General features: G+C 51.8%; 25 protein-coding genes and 1 pseudogene. 8 read left to right on the top strand and 18 right to left on the bottom strand.

The window, feature by feature from the left end; all coding sequences use genetic code 11:
- Positions 1-13: 13 nt before the first annotated feature.
- The 3 genes from flgD to flgB are packed head-to-tail and all read right to left on the bottom strand — an operon-like array spanning position 14 to position 1,551.
- Complete coding sequence (flgD, locus tag RAHAQ2_RS09115) at positions 14-718, bottom strand: flagellar hook assembly protein FlgD (protein WP_015696945.1); 705 nt, start codon at positions 716-718, stop codon at positions 14-16.
- A gap of 11 nt (positions 719-729) precedes the next feature.
- Positions 730-1,134 (bottom strand): flagellar basal body rod protein FlgC, encoded by a 405-nt coding sequence (gene flgC, locus RAHAQ2_RS09110; protein ID WP_013575164.1) that lies wholly within the window; start codon positions 1,132-1,134, stop codon positions 730-732.
- 6 nt (positions 1,135-1,140) lie between these two features.
- Positions 1,141-1,551 carry a flagellar basal body rod protein FlgB gene (gene flgB, locus RAHAQ2_RS09105; protein WP_015696944.1) on the bottom strand — a complete coding sequence of 137 codons (411 nt, stop codon included), beginning with the start codon at positions 1,549-1,551 and terminating at the stop codon, positions 1,141-1,143.
- Positions 1,552-1,715: 164 nt separating this feature from the next.
- On the opposite strand from flgB, the gene flgA reads away from it, so the two are divergent.
- The 3 genes from flgA to RAHAQ2_RS09090 all read left to right on the top strand — a co-directional run bounded on the left by flgA (position 1,716) and on the right by RAHAQ2_RS09090 (position 3,391).
- A complete protein-coding gene (gene flgA / locus RAHAQ2_RS09100; RefSeq protein WP_148267122.1) occupies positions 1,716-2,441 on the top strand; it encodes a flagellar basal body P-ring formation chaperone FlgA in 726 nt (241 codons plus the stop codon).
- A 160-nt stretch (positions 2,442-2,601) separates the two neighbouring features.
- Positions 2,602-2,904 carry a flagellar biosynthesis anti-sigma factor FlgM gene (gene flgM, locus RAHAQ2_RS09095; RefSeq protein ID WP_015696942.1) on the top strand — a complete coding sequence of 101 codons (303 nt, stop codon included), beginning with the start codon at positions 2,602-2,604 and terminating at the stop codon, positions 2,902-2,904.
- 49 nt (positions 2,905-2,953) lie between these two features.
- Complete coding sequence (locus RAHAQ2_RS09090) at positions 2,954-3,391, top strand: flagella synthesis protein FlgN (protein WP_015696941.1); 438 nt, start codon at positions 2,954-2,956, stop codon at positions 3,389-3,391.
- A gap of 282 nt (positions 3,392-3,673) precedes the next feature.
- On the opposite strand, the pseudogene RAHAQ2_RS24880 reads toward RAHAQ2_RS09090, so the two are convergent.
- The 15 genes and pseudogenes from RAHAQ2_RS24880 to RAHAQ2_RS09025 all read right to left on the bottom strand — a co-directional run.
- A pseudogene (locus tag RAHAQ2_RS24880) lies at positions 3,674-3,790 on the bottom strand (helix-turn-helix domain-containing protein); the annotation flags it as partial.
- A 136-nt stretch (positions 3,791-3,926) separates the two neighbouring features.
- Complete coding sequence (locus RAHAQ2_RS09085) at positions 3,927-4,328, bottom strand: hypothetical protein (RefSeq protein ID WP_015696940.1); 402 nt, start codon at positions 4,326-4,328, stop codon at positions 3,927-3,929.
- On the bottom strand, positions 4,306-4,452 hold the full coding sequence (locus RAHAQ2_RS24875; protein ID WP_238485871.1) for a hypothetical protein: 147 nt from the start codon (positions 4,450-4,452) through the stop codon (positions 4,306-4,308). The genes RAHAQ2_RS09085 and RAHAQ2_RS24875 overlap by 23 nt, the downstream gene beginning before the upstream one ends.
- 378 nt (positions 4,453-4,830) lie before the next feature.
- Complete coding sequence (locus RAHAQ2_RS09080) at positions 4,831-5,247, bottom strand: flagellar protein FlhE (RefSeq protein WP_015696939.1); 417 nt, start codon at positions 5,245-5,247, stop codon at positions 4,831-4,833.
- 1 nt (position 5,248) lies between these two features.
- Positions 5,249-7,333, bottom strand: coding sequence for a flagellar biosynthesis protein FlhA (gene flhA, locus RAHAQ2_RS09075; RefSeq protein ID WP_015696938.1), 2,085 nt, complete (start codon positions 7,331-7,333; stop codon positions 5,249-5,251).
- Complete coding sequence (flhB, locus tag RAHAQ2_RS09070; RefSeq protein WP_015696937.1) at positions 7,326-8,480, bottom strand: flagellar biosynthesis protein FlhB; 1,155 nt, start codon at positions 8,478-8,480, stop codon at positions 7,326-7,328. The genes flhA and flhB overlap by 8 nt, the downstream gene beginning before the upstream one ends.
- 211 nt (positions 8,481-8,691) lie before the next feature.
- Complete coding sequence (cheZ, locus tag RAHAQ2_RS09065; RefSeq protein ID WP_015696936.1) at positions 8,692-9,336, bottom strand: protein phosphatase CheZ; 645 nt, start codon at positions 9,334-9,336, stop codon at positions 8,692-8,694.
- Positions 9,337-9,346: 10 nt separating this feature from the next.
- Positions 9,347-9,736: a chemotaxis response regulator CheY gene (gene cheY, locus RAHAQ2_RS09060; RefSeq protein WP_013575154.1), complete on the bottom strand. Its 390-nt coding sequence runs from the start codon at positions 9,734-9,736 to the stop codon at positions 9,347-9,349.
- Positions 9,737-9,782: 46 nt separating this feature from the next.
- Complete coding sequence (locus RAHAQ2_RS09055; protein ID WP_015696935.1) at positions 9,783-10,832, bottom strand: protein-glutamate methylesterase/protein-glutamine glutaminase; 1,050 nt, start codon at positions 10,830-10,832, stop codon at positions 9,783-9,785.
- Positions 10,832-11,704 (bottom strand): protein-glutamate O-methyltransferase CheR, encoded by an 873-nt coding sequence (gene cheR / locus RAHAQ2_RS09050; RefSeq protein ID WP_015696934.1) that lies wholly within the window; start codon positions 11,702-11,704, stop codon positions 10,832-10,834. Before cheR ends, RAHAQ2_RS09055 begins: the two co-directional genes overlap by 1 nt.
- 62 nt (positions 11,705-11,766) lie before the next feature.
- Positions 11,767-13,437, bottom strand: a complete 1,671-nt coding sequence (locus RAHAQ2_RS09045) for a methyl-accepting chemotaxis protein (RefSeq protein ID WP_015696933.1) — start codon at positions 13,435-13,437, stop codon at positions 11,767-11,769.
- A 121-nt stretch (positions 13,438-13,558) separates the two neighbouring features.
- A complete protein-coding gene (locus RAHAQ2_RS09040; RefSeq protein ID WP_015696932.1) occupies positions 13,559-15,253 on the bottom strand; it encodes a methyl-accepting chemotaxis protein in 1,695 nt (564 codons plus the stop codon).
- A gap of 99 nt (positions 15,254-15,352) precedes the next feature.
- Positions 15,353-15,946, bottom strand: a complete 594-nt coding sequence (locus RAHAQ2_RS09035; protein WP_015696931.1) for a hypothetical protein — start codon at positions 15,944-15,946, stop codon at positions 15,353-15,355.
- A gap of 8 nt (positions 15,947-15,954) precedes the next feature.
- Positions 15,955-16,251: a hypothetical protein gene (locus RAHAQ2_RS09030; RefSeq protein ID WP_015696930.1), complete on the bottom strand. Its 297-nt coding sequence runs from the start codon at positions 16,249-16,251 to the stop codon at positions 15,955-15,957.
- A 198-nt stretch (positions 16,252-16,449) separates the two neighbouring features.
- Positions 16,450-17,925 carry an MFS transporter gene (locus RAHAQ2_RS09025; RefSeq protein WP_015696929.1) on the bottom strand — a complete coding sequence of 492 codons (1,476 nt, stop codon included), beginning with the start codon at positions 17,923-17,925 and terminating at the stop codon, positions 16,450-16,452.
- Between the two features lie 114 nt (positions 17,926-18,039).
- Between RAHAQ2_RS09025 and RAHAQ2_RS09020 the strand changes: the two genes are divergently transcribed.
- From RAHAQ2_RS09020 to RAHAQ2_RS26125, 5 genes are all read left to right on the top strand, one after another.
- Entirely contained in the window at positions 18,040-19,053 is a 1,014-nt protein-coding gene (locus tag RAHAQ2_RS09020; protein WP_015696928.1) for a helix-turn-helix domain-containing protein, read from the top strand.
- A gap of 424 nt (positions 19,054-19,477) precedes the next feature.
- Positions 19,478-19,789 carry a phage holin family protein gene (locus RAHAQ2_RS09015; RefSeq protein WP_420802804.1) on the top strand — a complete coding sequence of 104 codons (312 nt, stop codon included), beginning with the start codon at positions 19,478-19,480 and terminating at the stop codon, positions 19,787-19,789.
- Positions 19,782-20,156, top strand: coding sequence for a M15 family metallopeptidase domain-containing protein (locus RAHAQ2_RS09010; RefSeq protein WP_015696926.1), 375 nt, complete (start codon positions 19,782-19,784; stop codon positions 20,154-20,156). Before RAHAQ2_RS09015 ends, RAHAQ2_RS09010 begins: the two co-directional genes overlap by 8 nt.
- Before the next feature lie 54 nt (positions 20,157-20,210).
- Positions 20,211-21,527 carry a leucine-rich repeat domain-containing protein gene (locus RAHAQ2_RS09005; RefSeq protein WP_015696925.1) on the top strand — a complete coding sequence of 439 codons (1,317 nt, stop codon included), beginning with the start codon at positions 20,211-20,213 and terminating at the stop codon, positions 21,525-21,527.
- 931 nt (positions 21,528-22,458) lie between these two features.
- Positions 22,459-22,557 carry a YoaK family small membrane protein gene (locus RAHAQ2_RS26125; RefSeq protein WP_148267121.1) on the top strand — a complete coding sequence of 33 codons (99 nt, stop codon included), beginning with the start codon at positions 22,459-22,461 and terminating at the stop codon, positions 22,555-22,557.
- Positions 22,558-22,658 lie beyond the last annotated feature (101 nt).

Genomic DNA, 22,658 nt, shown 5'->3' with positions numbered 1-22,658 from the left:
CTGAGTGACTCGCTTACAAAATCTGGCGTACGGAATCGACTTTCGCGGTTCCGCGTACGCCCAGATCCAACGCAGTATTCCCGGCTGAATCTGTCGTTACACCATTGACCAGCGCATAGTTCAGCGGTGTTGCCACCATTTGCTGACCATTGTTCAGGGCATTGATGCTGAAGGTGTAGCTGCCATCCGGTGCTTTGGTGCCATCGTCCTGTGTACCGTCCCAGCTATAGCTGTGCACACCGGCAGTCTGGGCGCCCAGCGTGATGGTTTTCACCACTTTACCGGTGGCGTCGCTGACCGTGGCGGTGGTGGTATCGGAGGCCGTTTCCAGTTCAAATCCGAATGGCGTGGTGCTGACCGTGCCGTCCGTCTCACTGCCGACCAGAATTGCGCTGCCGGACACCATCACGCCATGCCCGATCAGTGAGCTTGCCTGCACTGACGAACCACTGGTGATTTGCCCGGAAATGCTGCCCAGCGTGGTATTGAGTTTTTCAATCCCGCTGACGGTGCTGATTTGTGCGAGCTGGGTGGTGAGCTGACTGTTATCCATCGGATTGGTGGGATCCTGGTTTTTCAGCTGGGCGACCAGCAGAGTCAGGAAGCTGCTGGACAGATCATCTGCAGAACTGGTGCCGGTCGTGGACGAGCCACCGGAACGGGTACCGGCGACCGTCGTGTTATCAGTGGTGTCATTAATCGACGTGGTAATTGCCATGATTCGCTCCGCTATTGCCCCAGAGTGAGGGTTTTCATCATTAACGACTTGGTGGTGTTAAGCACTTCGACGTTAGCCTGATAACTGCGGGAAGCGGAGATGGTATTGACCATTTCGCTGACCACATCTACGTTTGGCATCTGCACATAGCCCTTTGCATCCGCCATCGGATTACCCGGTTCATACACCATGCGCATCGGTGCCGGGTCATCAACAACCTGCGCCACTTTCACGCCGCCGGTTTCCTGACCCGGTGCCGCATCTACCTGGAAAACCACCTGCTTCGCTTTATATGGCTTACCATCCGGGCCGGTGACGCTGTCGGCGTTGGCCATGTTACTGGCGCTGACGTTCAGGCGCTGAGACTGCGCGGCCAGCGCAGAACCGGCGATATCAAAAATACCAAGCATTGACATGGGCTATTATCCTTGCAGCACCGACATCATCCCTTTGATTTGTCCGCCGAGAACGGTCAAATCGGTCTGATAGCGCACGCTGTTATCTGCAAAATTGGTACGTTCACGATCCATATCGACCGTGTTGCCATCTGCCGATGGCTGGTCAGGGATCCGGTACATCAGATCCATATCAGCAGGCTGTACATTGGCCGCCGCAATATGACGATCCGACGTCAGAGACAAAGAGATGCCGCTGCCACTCGCACGCCCCTGCTCCATCACCTTCTGCAACTGACTGGCAAAATCGATATCGCGTGCCTGATACCCCGGGGTATCGGCGTTAGCGATATTGGCTGAAAGAATTTCTTGCCGCTGGGCGCGCAGGTTGAGCGCTTCCTGTTGGAACTGTAGTGCGGCGTTCAATTTGTCGAGCATGCGCCCTCCGCAAAGTGAGATTTTGGAGTCGACAGCATAAATGCGAGTGTCAACTGGCTATCGTCTGAATAAGCATGAAATCGGGTGCTATTTGTCCCTTTAGGAATTGCAAAGTGAGCGTAGACTTGTCGCCAGTAGTAGGTTGGCACAAAGGTAAATTGCGTATGAACATGCTGAAAATCCGTCGTTTAGGTATTGCGCTGGGCTGCATCATGATTGGTGTAACGTCTGGTGCTACGAGCTATGCGCAGTCTTTGCCCGTCAAAAGCGTGCCGGCCTCCTCCAATAGCGATACACTGCTGTCCTCGCAACTCCAGCAATTCTTCCGTCAGCAATATACTGACAGCGGGATGCAGGTGACCGTGGTCGTGAACACCCCGGCGGCGCGTCAGCCACAGTGCTTATCACCACAATTTATGCTTTCACCGAACAGTCGCACCTGGGGCAATGTCTCTGTGGCCGTTAACTGCAACGGGCAGAAAAGTTACGTTCAGACCAAAGTGCAGGTCAGCGGAACTTACTGGGTTGCGGCGAAGAACGTACCGGCGGGCGCTCACCTGGCGCAAACAGATATGCAACAGAAAACCGGGCGGCTGGATCTGCTGCCGCCGAAGGCCATTCTTGACAGTAAACAGGCTGTTAATGGTATTACGCTGCGCAACATCAGCATCGGCCAGCCGTTAACGTTATCGATGCTGCGCCGGCCGTGGATGGTGCATGCGGGGCAGGAAGTTCAGGTTCAGGCAACAGGCAGTGGTTTTAATGTATCGAGTGCCGGTAAGGCGATGAACAATGCTGCAGCCAATGAATCAGTGCGGATCAGAATGCCGTCAGGTGCAATTGTGAACGGGACGGTAGGCTCGGATGGGTCTGTGACAGTGACGATATAATCCTAAAGTGCAGCGGTTGCTCTGCAAAAAGCTGCAATAAAGGTTAAAGTTATTGCGCCACATGTCGATAACAAACGTATCAGAGTCGTCCCGTGACGGCATTTTTAGGGTTTTCATGAGATTTCCAAAACCCTGAGTCCCCATACTGGAGAAGAAATTTATGGCTATCGATCGTACTCAAGGTGTTTCACCTTTAACCTCGATCCAGCAACGCGACCCGTCTGAAGCTTCAGTACAGAACGCGCGCAAAGAAGACACTGTTTCTGGCACCACCACCAGCGGTACGGCGGTAACCCTGAGTTCAGCGCAAGCGTCTCTGACTCAGTCAAGTGCACAGGACATCAACACGGCACGTGTCGACGAACTGAAACAAGCTATCCGCGACGGTAAACTGACGATGGATACCGGCAAAATTGCTGATGCTTTGTTACAGGACACGCAGGATTATCTCAAAGGTTTTTAAACTGAAGATCTCAGTGTAAAGACAAAAAGTTGGAAGGTAATAAGGCCAGATGAAGAACTTTATCAAGACCATGACTACCTTGGTTGAAACGTTGCAAGCGCTGGATCAGGTGATTAATCACGAACAGACGATACTGTGCTCAGGCCGTGTGAATGGTGCAGCCTTGCAGCATATTACCGAGCAAAAAAGCTCATTGTTAGCCACGGTAGACTATCTTGATAAACAGCGTCGTCAGCACGACGAACGCCTCAGGCAGGCAGCCCCCTATTCACGTCAGCCGGAGATTTCCGCGATGTGGAAAGAGGTGGTGCAACTGACCACCAAACTGAGCCAGATTAACCGTCATAACGGCATGTTACTGGGCAAGCAGATTGCCTATAACACCGAAGCGCTGGCGATCCTCAACGCCAGTCAGACGCAAAAATTCTACGGGCCGAACGGGCAGGAAACCGTGTCGGGGCAAACCGTACGCAAGATCTCGGTTTAGCGCCAGACGAGGGGAAAGTTTTCCCCTCCGTATTTCCCCCGCTATTCAAATCCCGCCCCCTGCTGATACCTCTGTCAGATTAACCCGTCTTCTGATTTATCCCGATCTTTTACTACCCACCTGATGAGCAGAACGGCGCGGTTTGCTTGGCTCCTCCCCCTGCGAAGGGGAGGTTGGGAGGGGGTTTTAAGGGCTAACACCTGATCAGTGCAAACTTCAACACTTTGATTTGTATTTAATACCCCACCCCAACCCTCCCCTTCGCAGGGGAGGGAGTCGTTCTCAGTTACAGGTGATCCTGGTGTAGCGACTCGGCCAGATGAGTTCCGGTCTTACACCCATCGCTTCAGCAATCAGCCTTTCACCTTTCGGCCATTTGCGTGTCAGGGCGTTCGGCAGTAACCGGCAACTGTCGGTGAGTGTCCATGAATTACCGATAAAATGAGCAAACATTGAGAATGGGAGACGGCTTGCGGAAGGTTTTTAGGGGGTGCATTAAAAAACCGCACATGGCGGTTTTTTATTATCTGAGGTTTTATCTCTGTATTTCAAATGTCACCTGATCTACACCACTCGCCATATTTATGAATCGCCCGCTGTAATTAACTGTTACGCGATTTTTATCATCAATATGAATATCATTTATAGAACCCATTCCCGATATTAATGGCTCAAGCGCACTGAGTTGCTTTGCTATCTGCTGGTCACTGCCTTTTATTTTCGGCTCAACGTAATAACGATATGTGATAGGCACTGTTGCACCGCCTGTATTGTGCTCCGTCATGTAAAGCCAGTGTTCACTATTTAACTGAGAGACAGTTTTTAATGTATCCGGAGCGTCATCTTGTTGGTTCAAAAAATAATAGCCACCCACCATAACCAACAAATAAACCGTTAAAAAGTAGTGGCCCAACTTAATAGCCGTTCTGAATTGCATACGCTATGCCTTCCCTGATGTTTCGCTGGTCAGTCGGGTCGTCACCATAGGGCGGTTTTTCATGCCATTTCCCCCATTCAGGTCGTGAGGTTCTGGCTCGGGATTGTGCCCACCCAGCGCCCATTAAAAGTATCTCCGACGGAATACCAGCGGCTGTTCCTACCGCGCCATAAAGTCAATTTCCCTGTTAAGCATTTTTCTCTTCCTGCAAACAGGGAAATATTTTACACGTTTACCGGCTCCCTTTTGTTAACTCCGTAACGCTGCCGGAAAATATCAGCACTATAGAAATATGCAGATGTGTCTTTAAAAATGCCCACAGGCATGCTCAAAAATGGCACCAAATCAAGGGTGCGAGACCCGAGGCTCGGAGGCTGAAATTCGGGAATCGCGGACCGATGACATTTTACGCCACCCATAGCGGTAACAGAACATGTCCGTCGAACCGGCGACAGCGCGGAGTAGAATAGCGTGAGGGATACAAGGGAGGAAAACCGGCGACTTACTTATAGTTCACGATCACCTGATTACTCATCACCCGCAGCGGCGTATTCATCGCGCCGCCGCCGGGGACAAAGTAAATAAACCTTAATGGCGAAGTGGCGGTCTGGCCGTAAAACGATTGGGTTACCCCGCTTTCGGCTTCCAGGCTTATGCAGTGATTCAGGGTGTTGCAGAGTTTTACCTGCAGACCGGCGGGTCTTGCGCCGAGCACTTCGTATTTCCAGCTTAGCGTTGTGATGGTGGCGGAGCCTGAACTGCGCACGGGCGCGGAGGCCGGTGGTGCTAACGCACCCGATGACATCATCACGCCACGGTTTTGCAATACCACACCGCGCTGCGTATCCGACCACGAGCCGGATGCGGCCAGCACGGGCAGGCTCAGTACGGTCAGTAACAACAATGCGGTGCGGCGCATGTTATTCACCGCCGATGGTGGCCGTCATGCGGATCTGGCGACTGTCGGTCATCTCCAGATTCGACATCACCACGATATTTGGCAGTGAACGGCGCAGGAAGCGTGACAACAGCGGACGCAGTGCGTGGTTCACCAGCAGAACCGGTGGCGCGCTGAGCATATCCTGACGTTGTAATGCCGCCTCGGACTGGGTCAGCAAGCGTTCAGCCAGACCCGGTTCCAGACCGCCGCCGCTTTGCAGTGCCTGTAACAACAGGCGTTCCAGAGAGGTATCCAGCCCGATAACCTGTACTTCGCCGTTACCGGGGAACCACTGCTGGGTAATGGCCCTGCCGAGCGCAACACGCACCACGGACGTCAGTTCGTTAGGATCCGGCTGGTTCGGCGCATATTCCGCCAGGGTTTCAACAATGGTGCGCATATCGCGGATCGAAACGCGTTCGGATAACAGGTTCTGCAACACTTTGTGCATGTTAGTCAGCGAAATGACGCCCGGAATGAAATCTTCCGTCAGCTTCGGCATTTCTTTGGTGACGCGCTCCATCAGTTCCTGCGTTTCCTGGCGGCCAAACAGTTCTCTGGCGTGCATGCTGATCAGGTGATTCAGGTGCGTGGCGACCACGGTACTGGCTTCCACCACGGTATAACCCTGAATTTGCGCCTGCTCGCGCATGGCGGGTTCAATCCAGACTGCCGCCAGCCCGAAGGCCGGATCCACCGTCGGTTCGCCCGGCAATTCGCCAATCGCACTGCCCGGATTGATTGCCATCCAGCGGCCGGGATGCGCCGTGCCGGTGCCGATTTCCACGCCTTTCATCAGAATTCGGTAGCCCGCAGGCGGCAGTTCGAGGTTATCGCGGATATGAATAACCGGCGGCAGATAGCCCATTTCCTGCGCGAATTTTTTACGGATACTGCGGATACGCCCCAGCAACTCGCCGTTTTGTGCGAAATCCACCATCGGGATCAGACGGTAGCCCACTTCCATACCCAGCGGATCTTCAAGCTGAACGTCCTGCCAGCTGGCTTCTACCATTTGTTTACCGTTGTCCGCCACGGCCGGTGCGACCTCGGCGGTGGAAGTTTTTTTCTGCTCCTGACCGCGCGTCCACCACGCCAGCGCCAGCAGCCCGGCGGTGAACATCAGGAAGACAAAGTTTGGCATGCCCGGCACCATACCGAGTAAACCCAGAACACCGGCACTCAGCATCATGACGCGCGGATTGCGGAACAACTGGGTCACCATCTGCTCGCCAACGTCTTCGTTGGTGCCGACGCGGGTCACGATAACACCGGCCGCCGTGGAGATAACCAGCGCAGGGATCTGCGCGACCAGACCGTCACCGATGGTCAGGAGGGTATAACTTTCAGCCGCATGACCGAGATCCATCCCGTGTTGCAACACACCGACCAGCAGGCCGCCGACGACGTTGATGATCATGATCATCAGACCGGCAACGGCATCACCCCGCACAAACTTACTCGCACCGTCCATTGAACCGTAGAAGTCCGCTTCCTGCGTCACTTCGCTGCGGCGTTTTTTCGCTTCGTCTTCACCAATCAGACCGGCGTTCAGATCCGCATCAATCGCCATCTGTTTGCCGGGCATCCCGTCGAGCACGAAACGCGCGCCCACTTCAGCAATACGCCCGGCACCTTTGGTAATAACCATGAAGTTGATCAGCACCAGGATGATGAACACCACGATACCGATGGCAAAGTTGCCGCCAACCAGGAAGTGGCCGAAAGCTTCAATTACCCGCCCCGCCGCCGCGCCGCCGGTATGCCCTTCCAGCAAAATCACACGGGTCGAGGCAACGTTCAGCGACAGACGTAATAAGGTGGAAAACAGCAGAATGGTCGGGAATGCCGCGAAATCCAGCGTGCGCTGGGTAAACATCGCTACCAGCAACACCATGATGGATAATGCAATATTAAAGGTGAACAGCAGGTCAAGGATGAAGGGTGGCAACGGCAACACCATCATCGACAGGATGATCAGGATAAGAATTGGGCCTGCCAGTACCTGCCATTGTCCGGACTTAAAGTTGGCGGGTAAACGCAGTATCGCGGCCAGATTAGCCATGGGTATCACTCTCTCCTGCTGCAAAATCCAGACCGTCAGGGACTGGCAAATGTTGAGGTTTTTTCGGGATCAGCCCGCCTTCGCGCTTCCAGCGTTTTAGCTGATAAACCCAGGCCAGAACTTCAGCCACGGCGGCATAGAGCGTCGCCGGGATTTGCTGACCAATATCACTGTGCCGGTAAAGCGCACGCGCCAGAGGCGGCGCTTCCAGCATCGGAATTTTATGTTCGGCACCGAGTTCCCTGATGCGCAGCGCCACGTCTCCTGCCCCTTTCGCCAGGACTTTCGGTGCACTCATTTTGTTTTCACTGTATTGCAGCGCAACGGCATAGTGCGTCGGGTTGGTCACGATAACGTCCGCTTTAGGGACATCGGCCATCATCCGGCGTCGGGCCATCGCACGTTGCTGCTGGCGGATACGCCCTTTAACGTGCGGATCCCCTTCCTGACTTTTATGCTCGTCGCGGATATCCTGCTTGCTCATGCGCAGCTTTTTCAGGTTGCTCCAGATTTGCCAGAACACGTCGAAACCGACCATCGGCGTTAATCCAAGCACCACCATCAGCCCGCAGAACACCACCATGTTCAGCGCTTCACCGAGCGCCGGAATGGTCGGTTGCGCCATGAGGCGCATCATATCCGGCCATTTATGCCACAAATACAACCCGGCAACGGTGCCAACCAGCAAGGCTTTCAGGACGGCTTTCAGCAGTTCCGCCAGCACCTGCCCGGAAAATAAACGTTTAAACCCGGCAATCGGATCCATACGGCTGAACTTGAACTCAAAGGATTTGCCACTGAACATCAGGCCGCCGAGTAACAGCGGTGCGGCGAGGGCAATCAAAATCAGGCCGCCGATCACCGGCAGTAATGCCCAGACCGCGCGGCCCAGCAGCGTCGCCATCTGCTGCAAAACCTGCCGGTCATCGCTGACCATGCCGTGATCAAACTTAAGCCCTTGCGAAATCATCACGCCAAGCTGCCGCGCCATCGATTCGCCCGACATCCACAGCAGCGTTAAACCGCCACCCAGCATCAGGATTGAGGTCAGTTCGCGCGAGCGCGGTATCTGCCCTTCCTCACGCGCTTTTTCAAGCCTGTGTGCGGTGGGGGCCTCACTTTTTTCGAGATCGCTTTCTTCAGCCACCGGCGGTTCCTGTCAGGATTTACCCGGCATGTAAAACACCACGGGCACAATTTCATGCATAGCATGACAAAAGCGGTGAAAATTTATTGATGAATTAGAGAGGAAAAATGGCGGCTATTCAGCAGATGAATTTATGTGAAAAAAATTCCAGATAAGGAAAACACCCCTCAGTGCGATACGGAAGGGTGTTTATAGCGGACTTGCAGACACATTAAAAACCTAATGAATCCAGCAGATCGTCTACCTGTTCTTGTGAGGCCACAACGCCGACACCGTTGGAATCGAGTTGCGGGCCGTTGAGCAGGCTGTCGTTTTCACGTTTCGCCTTGACCTGTTGTTCAGGAATATTTTCCATCAGCACCATTAACAGCTGATTTTCGATTTCCTGTACGACGGTCATCATGCGTTTGATCACCTGACCGGTCAGATCCTGGAAGTCCTGCGCCATCATGATTTCCATCAGCTGAGCATTGGTGAAGCTGGTGTGCTCAGGGATTTCTTTCAGATAGCTGCGGGTATCCGTGACCAGCTCGCGGGCATCCGATAATTCAATCGGATTTTCAAACCACTCGTCCCAGCGCTTGTCGAGTTTTTTGGCATCCGACTCCAGTTTGTTCTGACGTGGCTGTGCGGCCTCGACACAGTTCAGGGCGCGTTCAGCCGCCTGAGCGGTCATGGTGACCACGTAGTCCAGACGATCCCGGGCATCCGGGATCGCTTCTGCCGCCTGAGCAATGGCCTGATCCAGGCCAAGTTCACGCATACTGTCACGCAACATACGGGTCAGTTGCCCAATGCGGGCGATAATATCGCCCGCGGTGGCTGCATCATTTGCAGGCATTGGTATCTCTGCCATATATGTACTCCTACATGCCCAGTTTTTCGAAGATTTTGCCCAGCTTTTCTTCCAGCGTGGCGGCGGTGAAAGGTTTCACAACATAGCCACTGGCCCCGGCCTGTGCGGCGGCAACGATGTTTTCTTTCTTCGCTTCTGCCGTCACCATCAGCACCGGCAATTTGCCCAGCGCAGCGTCCGCACGGATGGTTTTTAACAGATCCAGACCGTCCATGTTGGGCATGTTCCAGTCGGATACCACGAAGTCAAAACCCCCGGCGCGCAGTTTGTTCAGCGCATCCACACCGTCTTCTGCTTCTTCAACGTTGTTGAAGCCCAGCTCTTTCAGCAGGTTGCGCACGATACGACGCATGGTAGAGAAATCGTCTACTACCAGAAATCTCAGATTTGGATCGGCCATGTTTTATCTACTCCTAAGGTTTGCTACCCAGCACAAGGCTGAAAAATTAAATACGTAATGCCTGACCGGCTGATATTTGCGCCAGCATCCGCTGGCTGATTTGGCTGAGATCCACCACTTCGTTTACGCCACCTGCGGCGATAGCCTCACGAGGCATACCGAACACCACACAGCTGGCTTCGTTTTGTGCAAGGGTGTAAGCCCCTGCCCGGTGCATCTCAAGCATGCCGGCGGCGCCGTCATTGCCCATACCCGTCAGGATCACCCCGACGGCATTGCGTCCGGCGAACTGCGCCACCGAACGGAATAAAACGTCGACCGACGGACGATGGCGGTTCACCGCCGGACCGTCGTTCAACTTAACCTGATAGTTGGCACCACTGCGTACCAGTTCCATATGCCTGTCGCCCGGTGCGATATACGCATGACCCGGCAGAACACGCTCACCGTCTTCTGCTTCTTTCACCGTGATCTGACACAACTTGTTCAGACGATCGGCGAAAGAACGGGTAAACCCCGGCGGCATGTGCTGGGTGATCATCAGCGCCGGACAGGTTGGCGGCAGCGGTTGCAGCACGTGGCGGATAGCCTCTGTGCCGCCCGTTGATGAGCCGATAGCAATCAGCTTTTCGCTGCTCAGCAACGGCGTATGGCTGAGAATGCGCGGCTGATCAATGTTGACGCTTTTGTTCAGACGCGCTTTTGACGCCGTGCGGATCTTATCGGCAATCATCTCGCTGTAGGCCAGCATGCCTTCGCGGATCCCCAGTTGCGGTTTGGTCACAAAATCAATCGCGCCAAGTTCCAGTGCCCGCAGGGTAATTTCCGAGCCTTTACCGGTCAGCGAGGACACCATCACCACCGGCATCGGACGCAGACGCATCAGTTTTTCGAGAAAATCCAGGCCGTCCATGCGCGGCATTTCAACATCCAGCGTCAGCACGTCCGGGTTGAATTTTTTGATAAGATCGCGCGCCACCAGCGGATCGGGGGCGGTCGCCACCATTTCCATATCCGGATGGCTGTTGATGATTTCAGTCATCAGCTGACGCATTAACGCCGAATCATCGACGCTCAATACTCTGATTTTATTCATTACCTCTCCTTGGCGAGGCCGTAGACAGTCTGACCGCGCAAATAAAATTCCCGGCTGATTTGGCTGAAGTTTTCGGAGTGTCCGGCAAACATCAGGCCACCCGGTTTAAGCAACGGAACAAATCGGCGTAAAATTTTCTCCTGCGTTTCTTTATCGAAATAAATCATCACATTACGGCAGAAAATTGCATCAAACGGACCGTTAAGCTGCCACTGGTTAGCCAGAAGATTCAACTGCTGGAAAGCCACCATCTGCGCCAGTTCGGGACGCACACGCACCAGGCCGCTGTGCGGGCCCGTGCCTTTAAGGAAAAATTTCTGTAGCTGCTGCGGGCTGAGCGTGCGCAGTTCTTCGAGGCGATAAACCCCGGCAGTGGCTTTCTCAAGCACCTGCGTGTCAATGTCACTGGCCTGAATACGGCAGCTCGTCATCTTCGGCCCCAGCGCTTCGCTCAGCGTCATGGCGATGGAATACGGTTCTTCGCCGGTCGAGGCCGCCGTGCTCCAGACGCTGTAATTATTCGGGCGCGAACGGGCATGCTCCGCCAGGATCGGGAAGTGATGCGCTTCGCGGAAAAACGCCGTCAGGTTGGTGGTCAGCGCATTGATAAACGCCTGCCATTCCGGGCTGTTGCTGTCGTTTTCCAGCAACGCCATATAGCTGGTGAAATCATTCAATCCGAGTATCCGCAACCGCCGGACCAGGCGGTTGTAGACCATTTCGCGTTTGTGATCCGCCAGCACAATACCGGCGCGCTGATAGATAAGCTCACTGATCCGGCGGAAATGGGTATCGGACAGCGGTAAACGCTGGATCATCTGTGCCATGATCGAGGTGTTGTCAGCACTCATTGGCGAGCCTGGTTGATTCATGGTGCAGCTCCATTAAATGGACAGGTGGTGTAACGGGTACCCAATTCACTCTTCATCTGTTATCAGAAGGTTTCCCAGTTATCTGCCGATGCCGCGTGTGCGGTTGCCGGAAGTAACGCGGGTTGGGCCACCTGGCGAGGCGTAAAGCCCTGAGCCTGTCCGCTGCGGTGTTGTCGTGCACCCTCAGCGGAGGCAAGGCGGAACACCGATACCGCACGGGTCAGATTTTCAGACTCGATTTCCAGCGCATGCGTGGAAGAAGCGGCCTGCTGAACCAGCGTGGCGTTTTGCTGTGTCACCTGATCCATTTGGGTCACGGCAATCGATACCTGTTCGATGCCGCGACTTTGTTCGTCAGACGCCGAGGCGATTTCGCCCATGATGTCGGTAACGCGGGTGACAGCACGAACGATGTCATCCATGGTATTTCCGGCGGATTCCACCAGCTGGGAACCCTGACTGACGCGGCTGACAGATTCATCAATCAGCGCTTTAATTTCTTTTGCGGCCTGTGCACTGCGCTGTGCCAGGTTGCGCACCTCGCCGGCCACCACCGCAAATCCACGCCCCTGTTCACCGGCACGTGCCGCTTCAACGGCCGCGTTCAGCGCCAGAATGTTGGTCTGGAATGCAATGCCATCAATAACGCTGGTGATCGCACTGATTTTCTTCGAGCTGCCTGCAATGTCATTCATGGTTTTCACTACGTTGCCGGTCAGTTCACCGCCTTTTTCAGCGGTATTCGACGCATCACGCGCCAGTTGCGTGGCCTGACGGGCATTTTCGGCATTCTGTTTCACGGTGGCGGTCAGCTGTTCCATGCTGGCGGCGGTTTCTTCCAGCGCCGACGCCTGCTGTTCAGTACGTGAAGATAGATCGGTGTTGCCCGCCGCAATCCCTTTCAGGCCGGAGAACATGGTGTCAGCGCCATGACGCACGGTGCGCACGGTTTCTGCCAGCGACGTTTGCATCTGTTGCAGGCTTTCCAGCATGACTTTAATTTCGTAACGCCCTTGCGCAATGATGGGGGATGAAATATCACCCGCTCCGATGCGGTCGAAATGGCCGCGCATAATGGTCAGCGGGGTAAACAGAATGCGGCGGGTCACGACCAGTGCCAGTGCCGTCAGGGCAATCAGCAGCACCAGTACGACGGAGGTGTTGATCATGACATTTTGATAAGACGCCGCCGTTTGCATTTGCGCTTCAAGGAAGCGGGCGCCGACGTAATCGGTGTAATCACCCACATCTTTCTGGAACTGATCCTGGTACTTTTGCGCCGGACCGTTCAGAAATCCATTCATGTCGCCGGCGGACAGCAGATCAGTCAGTGTCTGCAACATATCGTGCAGTTGCTGATAACTGGCCTTGTTCACGGCGGTCAGTGCAACGGCTTTTTCTGTTCTGCGTGGCAGTGCCAGAAACGCAGCGTAAGCCTCTTCTGCTTTTTTCAGGCTGGCTTTGGCATCTGACATCAGCTGAGTGATATTTTCCTGGGGCTGTTTCAGCGCCAGACGCGTTGCCGCGCGGTTAAGGGTATTACGGGTCTGCAACAGATATGACCAGGACTGGCTGAGCGCATCACGCTGTTCAGCGGTGTTGGATATCTGCTCAAAATTCAATTTATCCGTGTGGGCGGCCTGCAGCGATAACCCGCTGCTAACCAGTTGCATAACAAAGAACACTATCAATAACAGGAACATGCAGGTGGACACACGGATGTGCTTAAACATGGGTAACCTCATTAGGTGCCAGCCCAGACCGGCACCTTTATTCTTATACCCTGCATACTCAGGTTTGCACTTGCGTTAACGGCAAACCTGACTATTTCGGGTTGCGATGTCATATACGTACTTAGAAAGTTTCCCAGTTTTCGGTTAAATCTGCCCCCTGCGCTCCACCGTTACCGGCCTTAGAACCCGTCAGGTTCGGAGTCAACAGAGGCAGCCTTGACGAAGAGGCCGGGTTCTGGCGCACGTTGTTATTTGTGGTCTGACTCAGCGTAAACACGGCCACTGATTGCGTCAGCAGGCTCGCCTGCTCTTCCAGCGCCGCAGAAGCGGACGCGGATTCTTCAACCAGTGAGGCGTTCTGCTGCGTCACCCGATCCATTTCAGTAATCGCTTGTGCGACCTGCTCAATTCCGCGGCTTTGTTCATCCGATGCCGAGGTAATCTCGCCCATAATGTCAGTCACACGGGTGACGGCATTCACCATGTCATGCATGGTTTCACCGGCACTTTCCGCCAGCACTGAACCGGTATTAATGCGGCTGACAGAATCATCAATCAGCCCTTTAATTTCTTTTGCTGCCTGGGCGCTGCGCTGCGCCAGGGTACGGACCTCACCGGCCACAACCGCAAATCCGCGCCCCTGCTCGCCCGCCCGCGCCGCTTCAACGGCGGCGTTCAGCGCCAGAATGTTGGTCTGGAACGCAATCCCGTCGATCACACCGGTAATGTCGGTGATCTTTTTCGAGCTGCTGGCAATGTCATTCATGGTATCGACCACGTTTGCCACCACTTTTCCGCCCTTCTGTGCGGTTTCGGACGCGCTCAGTGCCAGCTGGCTGGCCTGACGGGCGTTTTCGGCGTTCTGCTTCACGGTCGCGGTCAGCTGTTCCATGCTGGCGGCGGTTTCTTCCAGCGCAGACGCCTGCTGTTCAGTACGTGAAGATAAATCGCTGTTGCCTGCGGAGATTTCACTTGCCCCGCTGTAAATGGCGTCAGCACCGTGGCGTACACCGGAGACCGTGCGGATCAGTTCGTCCTGCATGTACTTGAGACTATCGGCAAGCTGGCCGATTTCATTACGGCTTTTCACGACTATTTCGTGCGTCAGATCACCGGTTGCAATTTTACGGATGGTATCGACGATATTTCTCAGCGGATGGATCAGGATGCGTTGCACACCAATCCAGGCCAGCAGGATGAAAATTGCCAGCACAATCAACACAGTGCCCAGCATCCACAGGGCATGCGTAAAGGAGTTCTCGCTCACCTTCACCGCGTCGTTATATAAACGGTCGTTCTGATCGATATAGGCGACGAACGCTTTTTCGAAGTTGTCCTGATACTGCTGAGTCGGTTGTTCGAAGAAGTCATTGATACGTCCCAGGCCAATCAGCTCAATCAGTTCCGACAGCGCGTCATGCAGCACCTGATATTGCTTTTTGGCATCGGCGGCTAACTGTGGGTTCTGGCTGGCATCAACCGGGATTTTTTGATAACTGGCAAAGTGCTGATCGGCAATTTGCAGGTCTTTGGTTGCGGTATCAATCAGTTCTTTGACCGTTGCACCGCTGCCCATCTGGTTAGCATCCAGCATGAAACGGATACCTGCACGGTTGAGGGTATTACGGGTTTGCAGGAGATAAATCCAGCTGGCATTAAATTCCGCCTGCTGTAAACGGATCTGCTGAGAAGTGGTGAAATTATCTTTGTCTGTCTTTAACGATTTAAAGAACAGGCCGCCGGATACCAACTGTAAAGCACCGAAGACCACCAGTAAGATCACGATGCCCGTGACCACTTTCATACGGTTAAACATGTTGTTCCTTTTCAAATGAGAATTATCTGGAACAGTTATCGGCAGGCAGAACAGGAACTTTATGTGATGGGGATCAGATTTTTTCGGGGGGGAAGGATATCAGGCGACGGTGGCGACAAAACTCTTTAACACTGCGATGCGCTGGGCATCCGGATTGATCAGAAGGTCATGATGAATCATCAGCACCACACCTTTAAGTAATTCTGTGGTGTTGTCGATCTGGGACAGGGATTTGAGTTTTTCGATATCATTACCGATCTCGCGCCCTTTCAGGGAAAGGCGCTTATTGGCCAGACCGGTCGCCAGTTCGGACGTCAGCAAGTTCACCAGGCGCAGGGCCGCTTCAGGGTTTGATGCCAGCTGATGAATATAATATTTGAGCAGTAACGGCACGAAATCAGGGGTGGCCCCCAATTCCGCACTCGCCATGTTCAGCAGATCAATCATGTGCGCAGGCACACGGGTTTCCACGGCTTTGCGTTGTATCTGCAACTGCTTTTTGATGGCAGGCACAGACTGAAAAGGGATCACCGCAACGCTGTCGCAGGTTTTACATACGCCCGCGATGATATTTTTCACCCTACCGCTGCCGTCATCAAACGGCACATCGCGCAGCTGATAGCTGACAATGCGAAAAGCCTCACAGACGCCACACATCGCCTTTTTCTCGTCCCCGACTTTATAAATAATCATATTCTTCCTTAATGATGAACGCTGATAAAAACACGGGTGGGCTCTGTAAAATACCACTTGATGTACCAGGGTACTCCGGCACTACTGACGGTGATGATGTGGACATCAATACTGCTGTCAAAATGGTAGGGGCGAACCTGATAATTATCTCCGGATGCCCTGCCGATTAAGGCAGCCACTTCAAAGGGCGAGATGTCACCCGTACTTAACAAATTCTTAAGCTGAATCCCGCGTCTTGCCTCAAATTCAATATTTCCATTCTTCAAACATTCGATCACCTTCCATTTGATCTCTCTGAAACTCATGAGCCCTCAATGTACGCCAGTTGTCGTACTTAATCAAATTATCATTTTGCATCACGACTATTTTCGTGAAGCCCCGTCCCGCAGGGCTATCACGCCATATTCAGTAAAAAGATGCGCAGGGAAAATGATTATTTTTCAGGCAAATGGAAGACATTACGCAAAAACACGCTGCACGATATGCAACACGGATTTGTTAACTCATGACGGCTCGCAAGACATCGTTTTACGCCGCCCCCTGCCGTTAAAAAGCCAATAACTGAGAAGCGCCAGGATCCAGACGCCTGCCGCGCCATAGAGCAGAATGCCTGCAAAGCCATCAGTCAGTGCCTGCGCAATCTGTGCGCTTTGCAGGGTTTCAATGGCTGAGCCGCCTGCAATACGTTCTGCCAGCGAAGATAAATCCCCTGATGCGGGCATGACTTTTTTCAGGCTCGCTGCAATTCCCGCCACCAGCAGGTTTCCCATGAGCGCAATGTTGACAGCCAGCGTAATCAGTCGCGCACTGATATCAATGCCTGAGGCCATTCCCGCGCGGTTTGCCGCAACGGAACCGGTCGTGGTATTGGTTACCGGTGTATTGGTCAGCCCCAGTGCGATGCCTGCCAGCAGCGCCCCCGGCAATAAGCTCAGATGATGAATGACGGCGATTTGCATCAGTATAAAACCCGCGCCTATGGTGAATAATCCCAGCGGGATCAGGCGTGACGCGCCGAAACGTGTTGTCAGTTTTTCACCGAGCGGTGGCATCAGCAACGTGGGTAAGGTATACGCCAGCAGTGCCATACCGGTGGCGACACTGCCATAACCCAGCCCGCCCTGATAGTACACCGGCAGATAAATCATCAGCGGCCAGAAGCTGAAATTCATCCCGACCGATCCCATCAGCGCACCAGAAAATGCCCGAACGCGGAATACCGAAAAATCAAACATCGGGTGCGGATGGCGGGTTTCAATCCGGATGAACATCACCGCACTGATGGCGGTTGCCAGCAGAACGGTACCTGCTGTGACGCTGTTCCAGCCCAAACTGCCGCCCTGCGTAATGAGGTACGTCGCGCCCATGACCGTGACCGAAAGGGTCACCAATCCGCCGAGATCCAGTTTTTCAGCCTGTGCGTCACGGGATTCCACCACGTTTTTCAGCGCCAGTATCAGGGTCAGCACGGCGATAAAAACGTGAACCAGAAACACCCATCGCCAGCTCAGCCAGGCGACCAGCGCGCCGCCGATGATCGGGCCAAATCCTAACCCGAAACCAAACGTAATCCCCCAGGCGGCAAACGCCTGACTGCGCGCTTTCCCCTGCGGAAACTGCGACGAAAGGATCGCAATCAGGCAGGTCAGCATTGCACCGCCGCTCAGCCCCTGAAGAAAACGTCCTGCGATAAGCCATTGCGCACTAACGGCGAGACCACACATCAGCGAGGTCAGCCCGAACGCAGCAATGCTGATGATAAAAACACGTTTCCGACCATAACGGTCTGCCAGCGTTCCGGTCGCCATCAGTACCGTGGTACAGGCGAGCGTGTAAGCGTTCATGATCCACTGAAGCTCACGGAAGCTGGCATGCAGTTCCTGTTCGAGTACCGGCGATAATACGGGGACGCTGGAAATTTCCAGCCCCGACATCAGAGCGGCCAGACAAACCGCCATCAGTGCGAGTGTGTTTTTCATGCTTAAATCCTGCGGGGAGAAGAGACGCCTAGCATGGAGGATTGGCGACGGAGTAGAAATCTGCCGGTATGCCATGTATCGTCAAGATCGTGCCAACCTGAGGGTTATCCTTTTATGCAAAAAGCTGATCTGCCGCTGATGTCTTCCTCCCGCCATCCCGCTGCGCCAAACCGGCGACTGGTGCTGCTGGCTTATGAATGTCTTTGTACCTTCGAGTTTGGGATTGCCGTCGAAGCCTTTGGGCGCGCCGATGAACTGACGGGCGAACCGTTGTACGCGTTATCCGTCGCGTCGGTAGAAGAAGGGACTTTCGGCGCACAAGGCGGCGTGCGGCTGCTGGTGGATGGCGGGCTGGAACTGCTGGAAGATGCCGGTACGATTGTGATCCCCGGCTGGCGAAGCATCCATGAACCGGCATCTGACCGGCTGATAGCTGCGCTGCAAAAGGCCCATCACAACGGGACAAGAATTGTGTCGATCTGCGCGGGAAGTTTCGTGCTGGCCGCCGCAGGTTTACTGGACGGTAAGCGTGCGACGGCGCACTGGAACAGTACCGATGTCCTGGCGCAAAAATTCCCTAAAGTGCAGGTTGAGCACGGCATGATTTATGTCGATGAAGGCAGCATCATCACCTCTGCCGGGGGGGCGGCGGGCGTCGATTTGTGTCTGCACCTGATCCGTCGTGATTACGGTATTGAAGTCGCTAACCGCACGGCACGACGGATGGTGACACCGCCGCTGCGTGAAGGGAATCAGGCACAGTTGATCCAGCAACCGGTACCGCGGCATCAGGCAAAAACACTCGCCCCGCTGCTCGACGATTTACGCAGCCATCTCAACACGCCACTGGTGATTGGGCAGCTCGCCAAACAAGCCGGTATGAGCCGCCGCACCTTCCTGCGTCGTTTTCATGATGCTACCGGCACCACGCCGGGCGAATGGATGCTGAGCGTCAGGCTGGAAAAAGCCTGCGCCCTGCTGGAAAACGGTACCCTGAGTATTGACCGCGTCGCCGAACAGGCCGGGTTTGGGTCGCCGGAAACTTTGCGTCATCACTTCCGCCAGCGGCTGGGAATGTCGCCGACAATGTGGCGTAAAGGGGTTGTTGAACGGGATTTGATGGGATGAGTTTGGGGGGCTGGCAGCAGTGGACTTCTGCCGCCCTGGTGATGCAGGTAACACAAATTTCTAAGCTGCCTGTACGGCAGTGAACGGTTGGGTTTTCAGGTTGAGGCTTTGAGCTGCAAAAGATTAACCTGCACGCCTTAAATACTCCGCAGGTGAACAGTCCATCTTGGGTTATTACCCGTACATAGAAAGAGTTAATATTCTGGCCTCAAAGATCGATATAATTAATGCTAACCTAGAAATTCATAATCCCTATAAATAAATAATCAGGCACTGATCTGTTTTTAATATTTCTCATAATCAAACATGTGACACACCTCACAAAAATAGTGATTTTAAAAGATATTATTTAAGCATTGCAGGGACGTGCGCATTTGAAATTAATTCCACGCAATGGATTTGTATTTTTTATTAAATAATGGAGGTGCTCTTGCCCTGGAGAGAACAATTTGTACATAAGTACCATGCATGGCTTTTGATTATTCTATTTGGTGCATGGGGAGGCGTCGTAAAACATATTATTGACGTAAAGGCAGGAAAAACCAAAAGTAAAATTTTAAATATCATTGCCCAGGTAATAATTTCAGCCTTTGCTGGCACATTGTCTGGATTGTTTTTTGATGACCTTGGTTCTTCTTTTCATATCGCCTTAGGCGTTGCAGGCATATCCGGCGCAATGGGTATAGACGCCATTCATTTTTACTGGAGGAGATTCACAGGAACGAAAGATGGATGAACATTTTTTTAGCAACAGGTCCAAAGATAATTTAATAGGCGTACATCATGAAATAATCAGTGTGATTGAAAAATCACTTAAACTATCACCCGTGAGATTTGAAGTAACGGAAGGAGTCAGAAGTAAAAAAACCATTCTACAAAGTTTAGCTAAAGGCGAGCATATAAATATTCATAATAAATATTTGGCAGGTTTTGTCATCAATATAGCCGCCTATCCTAATGAGCTTATCTCATGGGATCGCAAACATTACCTATTGATTTCAAATATCGTTAAATCTGTAACTGAGGAATTTAACGTAAACATTATATGGGGAGGTGATAACCCGGAGTTAAACGAATATACAAAATTCGAATACGTTGTTTAAACAACTCGTACAATACTAATCATACCTACAGATAAAATTTAAAAAGGAAATAAAATGTCTACTATAAATGTAACAATCCCAGACCCAGCTTTGAATGAATTACTGCATGTTGCTTGTGACGTTCCTCTCGGTACACCACTCACTTCAGATGACCTAGCATCCTTGAGCACGCTTGATGCCAGCAATAGCGGCATCACTGATCTTGAGGGAATGCAATATTGTATTAATCTGTTGAATCTTAATCTCTCAGACAACGAGATTAAGGATACCACGCCTCTCATTGGCCTGACTCTCCTGATTAGTTTGAATTTGAGTGAGAATTTAAATTTACTCGATGAAGCCGTTCAAAAACTGTCTTCACTGATTAACATACAAAATCTGATTTTAACTCAAAGCATGATTCAAAGCGTCAATTTTGCATCAAATATGACAAAGCTGATAAACTTAGATGCATCGAGATGTTTAGATTTAATAGATTTGCATGGAATTTCCTATTTGCCTGCCCTTGCAGTTTTAGATCTGAGTGACTCTAAACAAATAACTGACATTTCAGCTCTTTCTACCCTCCCAAATTTAGTTTATTTAGAATTAACACAGTGTCCATTTATTTCAAATATGGAAGTACTCGGCAAGATCACATCATTAACGGAGTTGATTATTATACAATGTGGAGAGACGAATATCTCATACCTGAACACCTTAAGTAATTTGGAAAACTTGAATTTTAAAGATAACTTTGTTTCAGACATTTCATTTGTGTCAAATTTACATAAACTTAATTACATTAGCTTTACTAATAATAAAGTTTCTGATCTTACTCCACTGAAACAACTGACCCTACTGGAGACATTTATTGCTCCCGAAAATCTGATCACGACCTTGTCTCCCATCCTGGATTTGCCGCTATTAACACTTTGCACAATCTCTAACAACTACCTTACTGATTTTGGTGAGATTGCATATTTGATCAGTAAATCCGTCTCTCTTCATTTCGAAGGCAATTTTTTTGTTAGCCAGGTTGATCAGTATGCATTTAATCATTTCCCTGAAATTACTTTCCCCTCAGGTAAATCGCAAGATAATATATTTGAAATATACCTCTGCACAGGGTTAGATACATATACATCAAGCTATTTTTCCGGACATAGTGGCTTTGAATATTTTACCGTACAATCAACAGACTCCAATATTTTTGTTGCGACCGGACAGGCAATTTTCTCAGATGATAAAATCTTGTACATGAATACTGAAATGACAGGTATTAGTCCTGGCGAAGCCGCCTTGCAAATTCTGTACACCACGCCGAACCAAACGCCGGTAAAACTGCCGTTTGCCTCAGGAGACTATGAGTTCAAAGTGACCATATCCTAAAACTAAGTCTTACCTAACCCTGCTACCGCTGAGATGGTGGCGGGGTTTCCTGTGCTGCTGTGATAGGGGTTTACACATAAAGTGCCAGATACCTTTAAGGGTGGCATCAAAGTTTGTGGTAATCACTTTTTTTCATTCTTTCCTGATTCTCCATGATTCCGTAAAAATGATTGATAATGGGCTTATCCAGTTCCTGCGGCCAACGGTTTCGAAGCTGTCTGTACAGCAGTGAACCGGTGAATTCTCCTGCTGATGCTGCGCGGGATTTCTAAGCTGCCTGCACGGCAGTGAACGCAAAGCACTACGGCATCATGCCGGGAAGCTGTTTCTAAGCTGCCTGCACGGCAGTGAACATTGGTATTGAGCTGATGGAGGAATACCACGCTTTCTAAGCTGCCTGTACGGCAGCAATGTAAAAACTCAACTTAAACTCAATAAATCATATAGATACGTTACATTTCCCATGCAAAAAACATGCTTTGAAGTGTTAAATAAATTCCTTTTATTTCATATAGTTAAAAATGATTTTGGGGAGATTTTTTTTATGACGAGGGGGAAGTGCAAATGACTGGTTTCATCCTAAGTCATGAAGTTCGTTGTCTCTCTTGATACCAAAAACAACCAAAATTATATTTTCATCGTCACGACAGCAACCGGTCAGATGCCTCGTGGTTGAATGTGCTCGCCGGTTCGCTCCCTTCTGATTTTCCTCAATATATCCACAGTATTTGTGTTCAAAGTTTTTCAGTCTATGATGCCTTCAGGATATTCCCAATGTCCTAGCGTTGCTAAGTGTTATATGGGCCATATTACGAAGCCCCTTATGATTCTGTCATTGCTGTACACTGTGGCTCATATCATCATTCTTGCCCAGGTCATGGATAGCACTTACCCAAGTCTGTAAACGGTAAAACTTAACTGAGATGCTTTAATGAACCTTAAATTTATTCCCCCAATTATCGTGCTAATCGGTGCGGTTGGATTCATGGTGTGGTTCTTTGCTAGTGGCGCTGCAATGCCAGGTGGGTGAATAGAACAACAAGTGAAAATTAGTTAACAAACTTAACCCGGCCATCGAGCCGGTTTTTTTGTGCCTGCTATCTGGCAAGAGTCAACAATGCAGCTATTCTC

The organism is Rahnella aquatilis CIP 78.65 = ATCC 33071 (assembly GCF_000241955.1).
GTDB classification, from domain to species: Bacteria; Pseudomonadota; Gammaproteobacteria; order Enterobacterales; family Enterobacteriaceae; genus Rahnella; species Rahnella aquatilis.
Note: the sequence above shows the minus strand (reverse complement) of the source record. Positions and strands in the feature narration are given on the sequence as shown.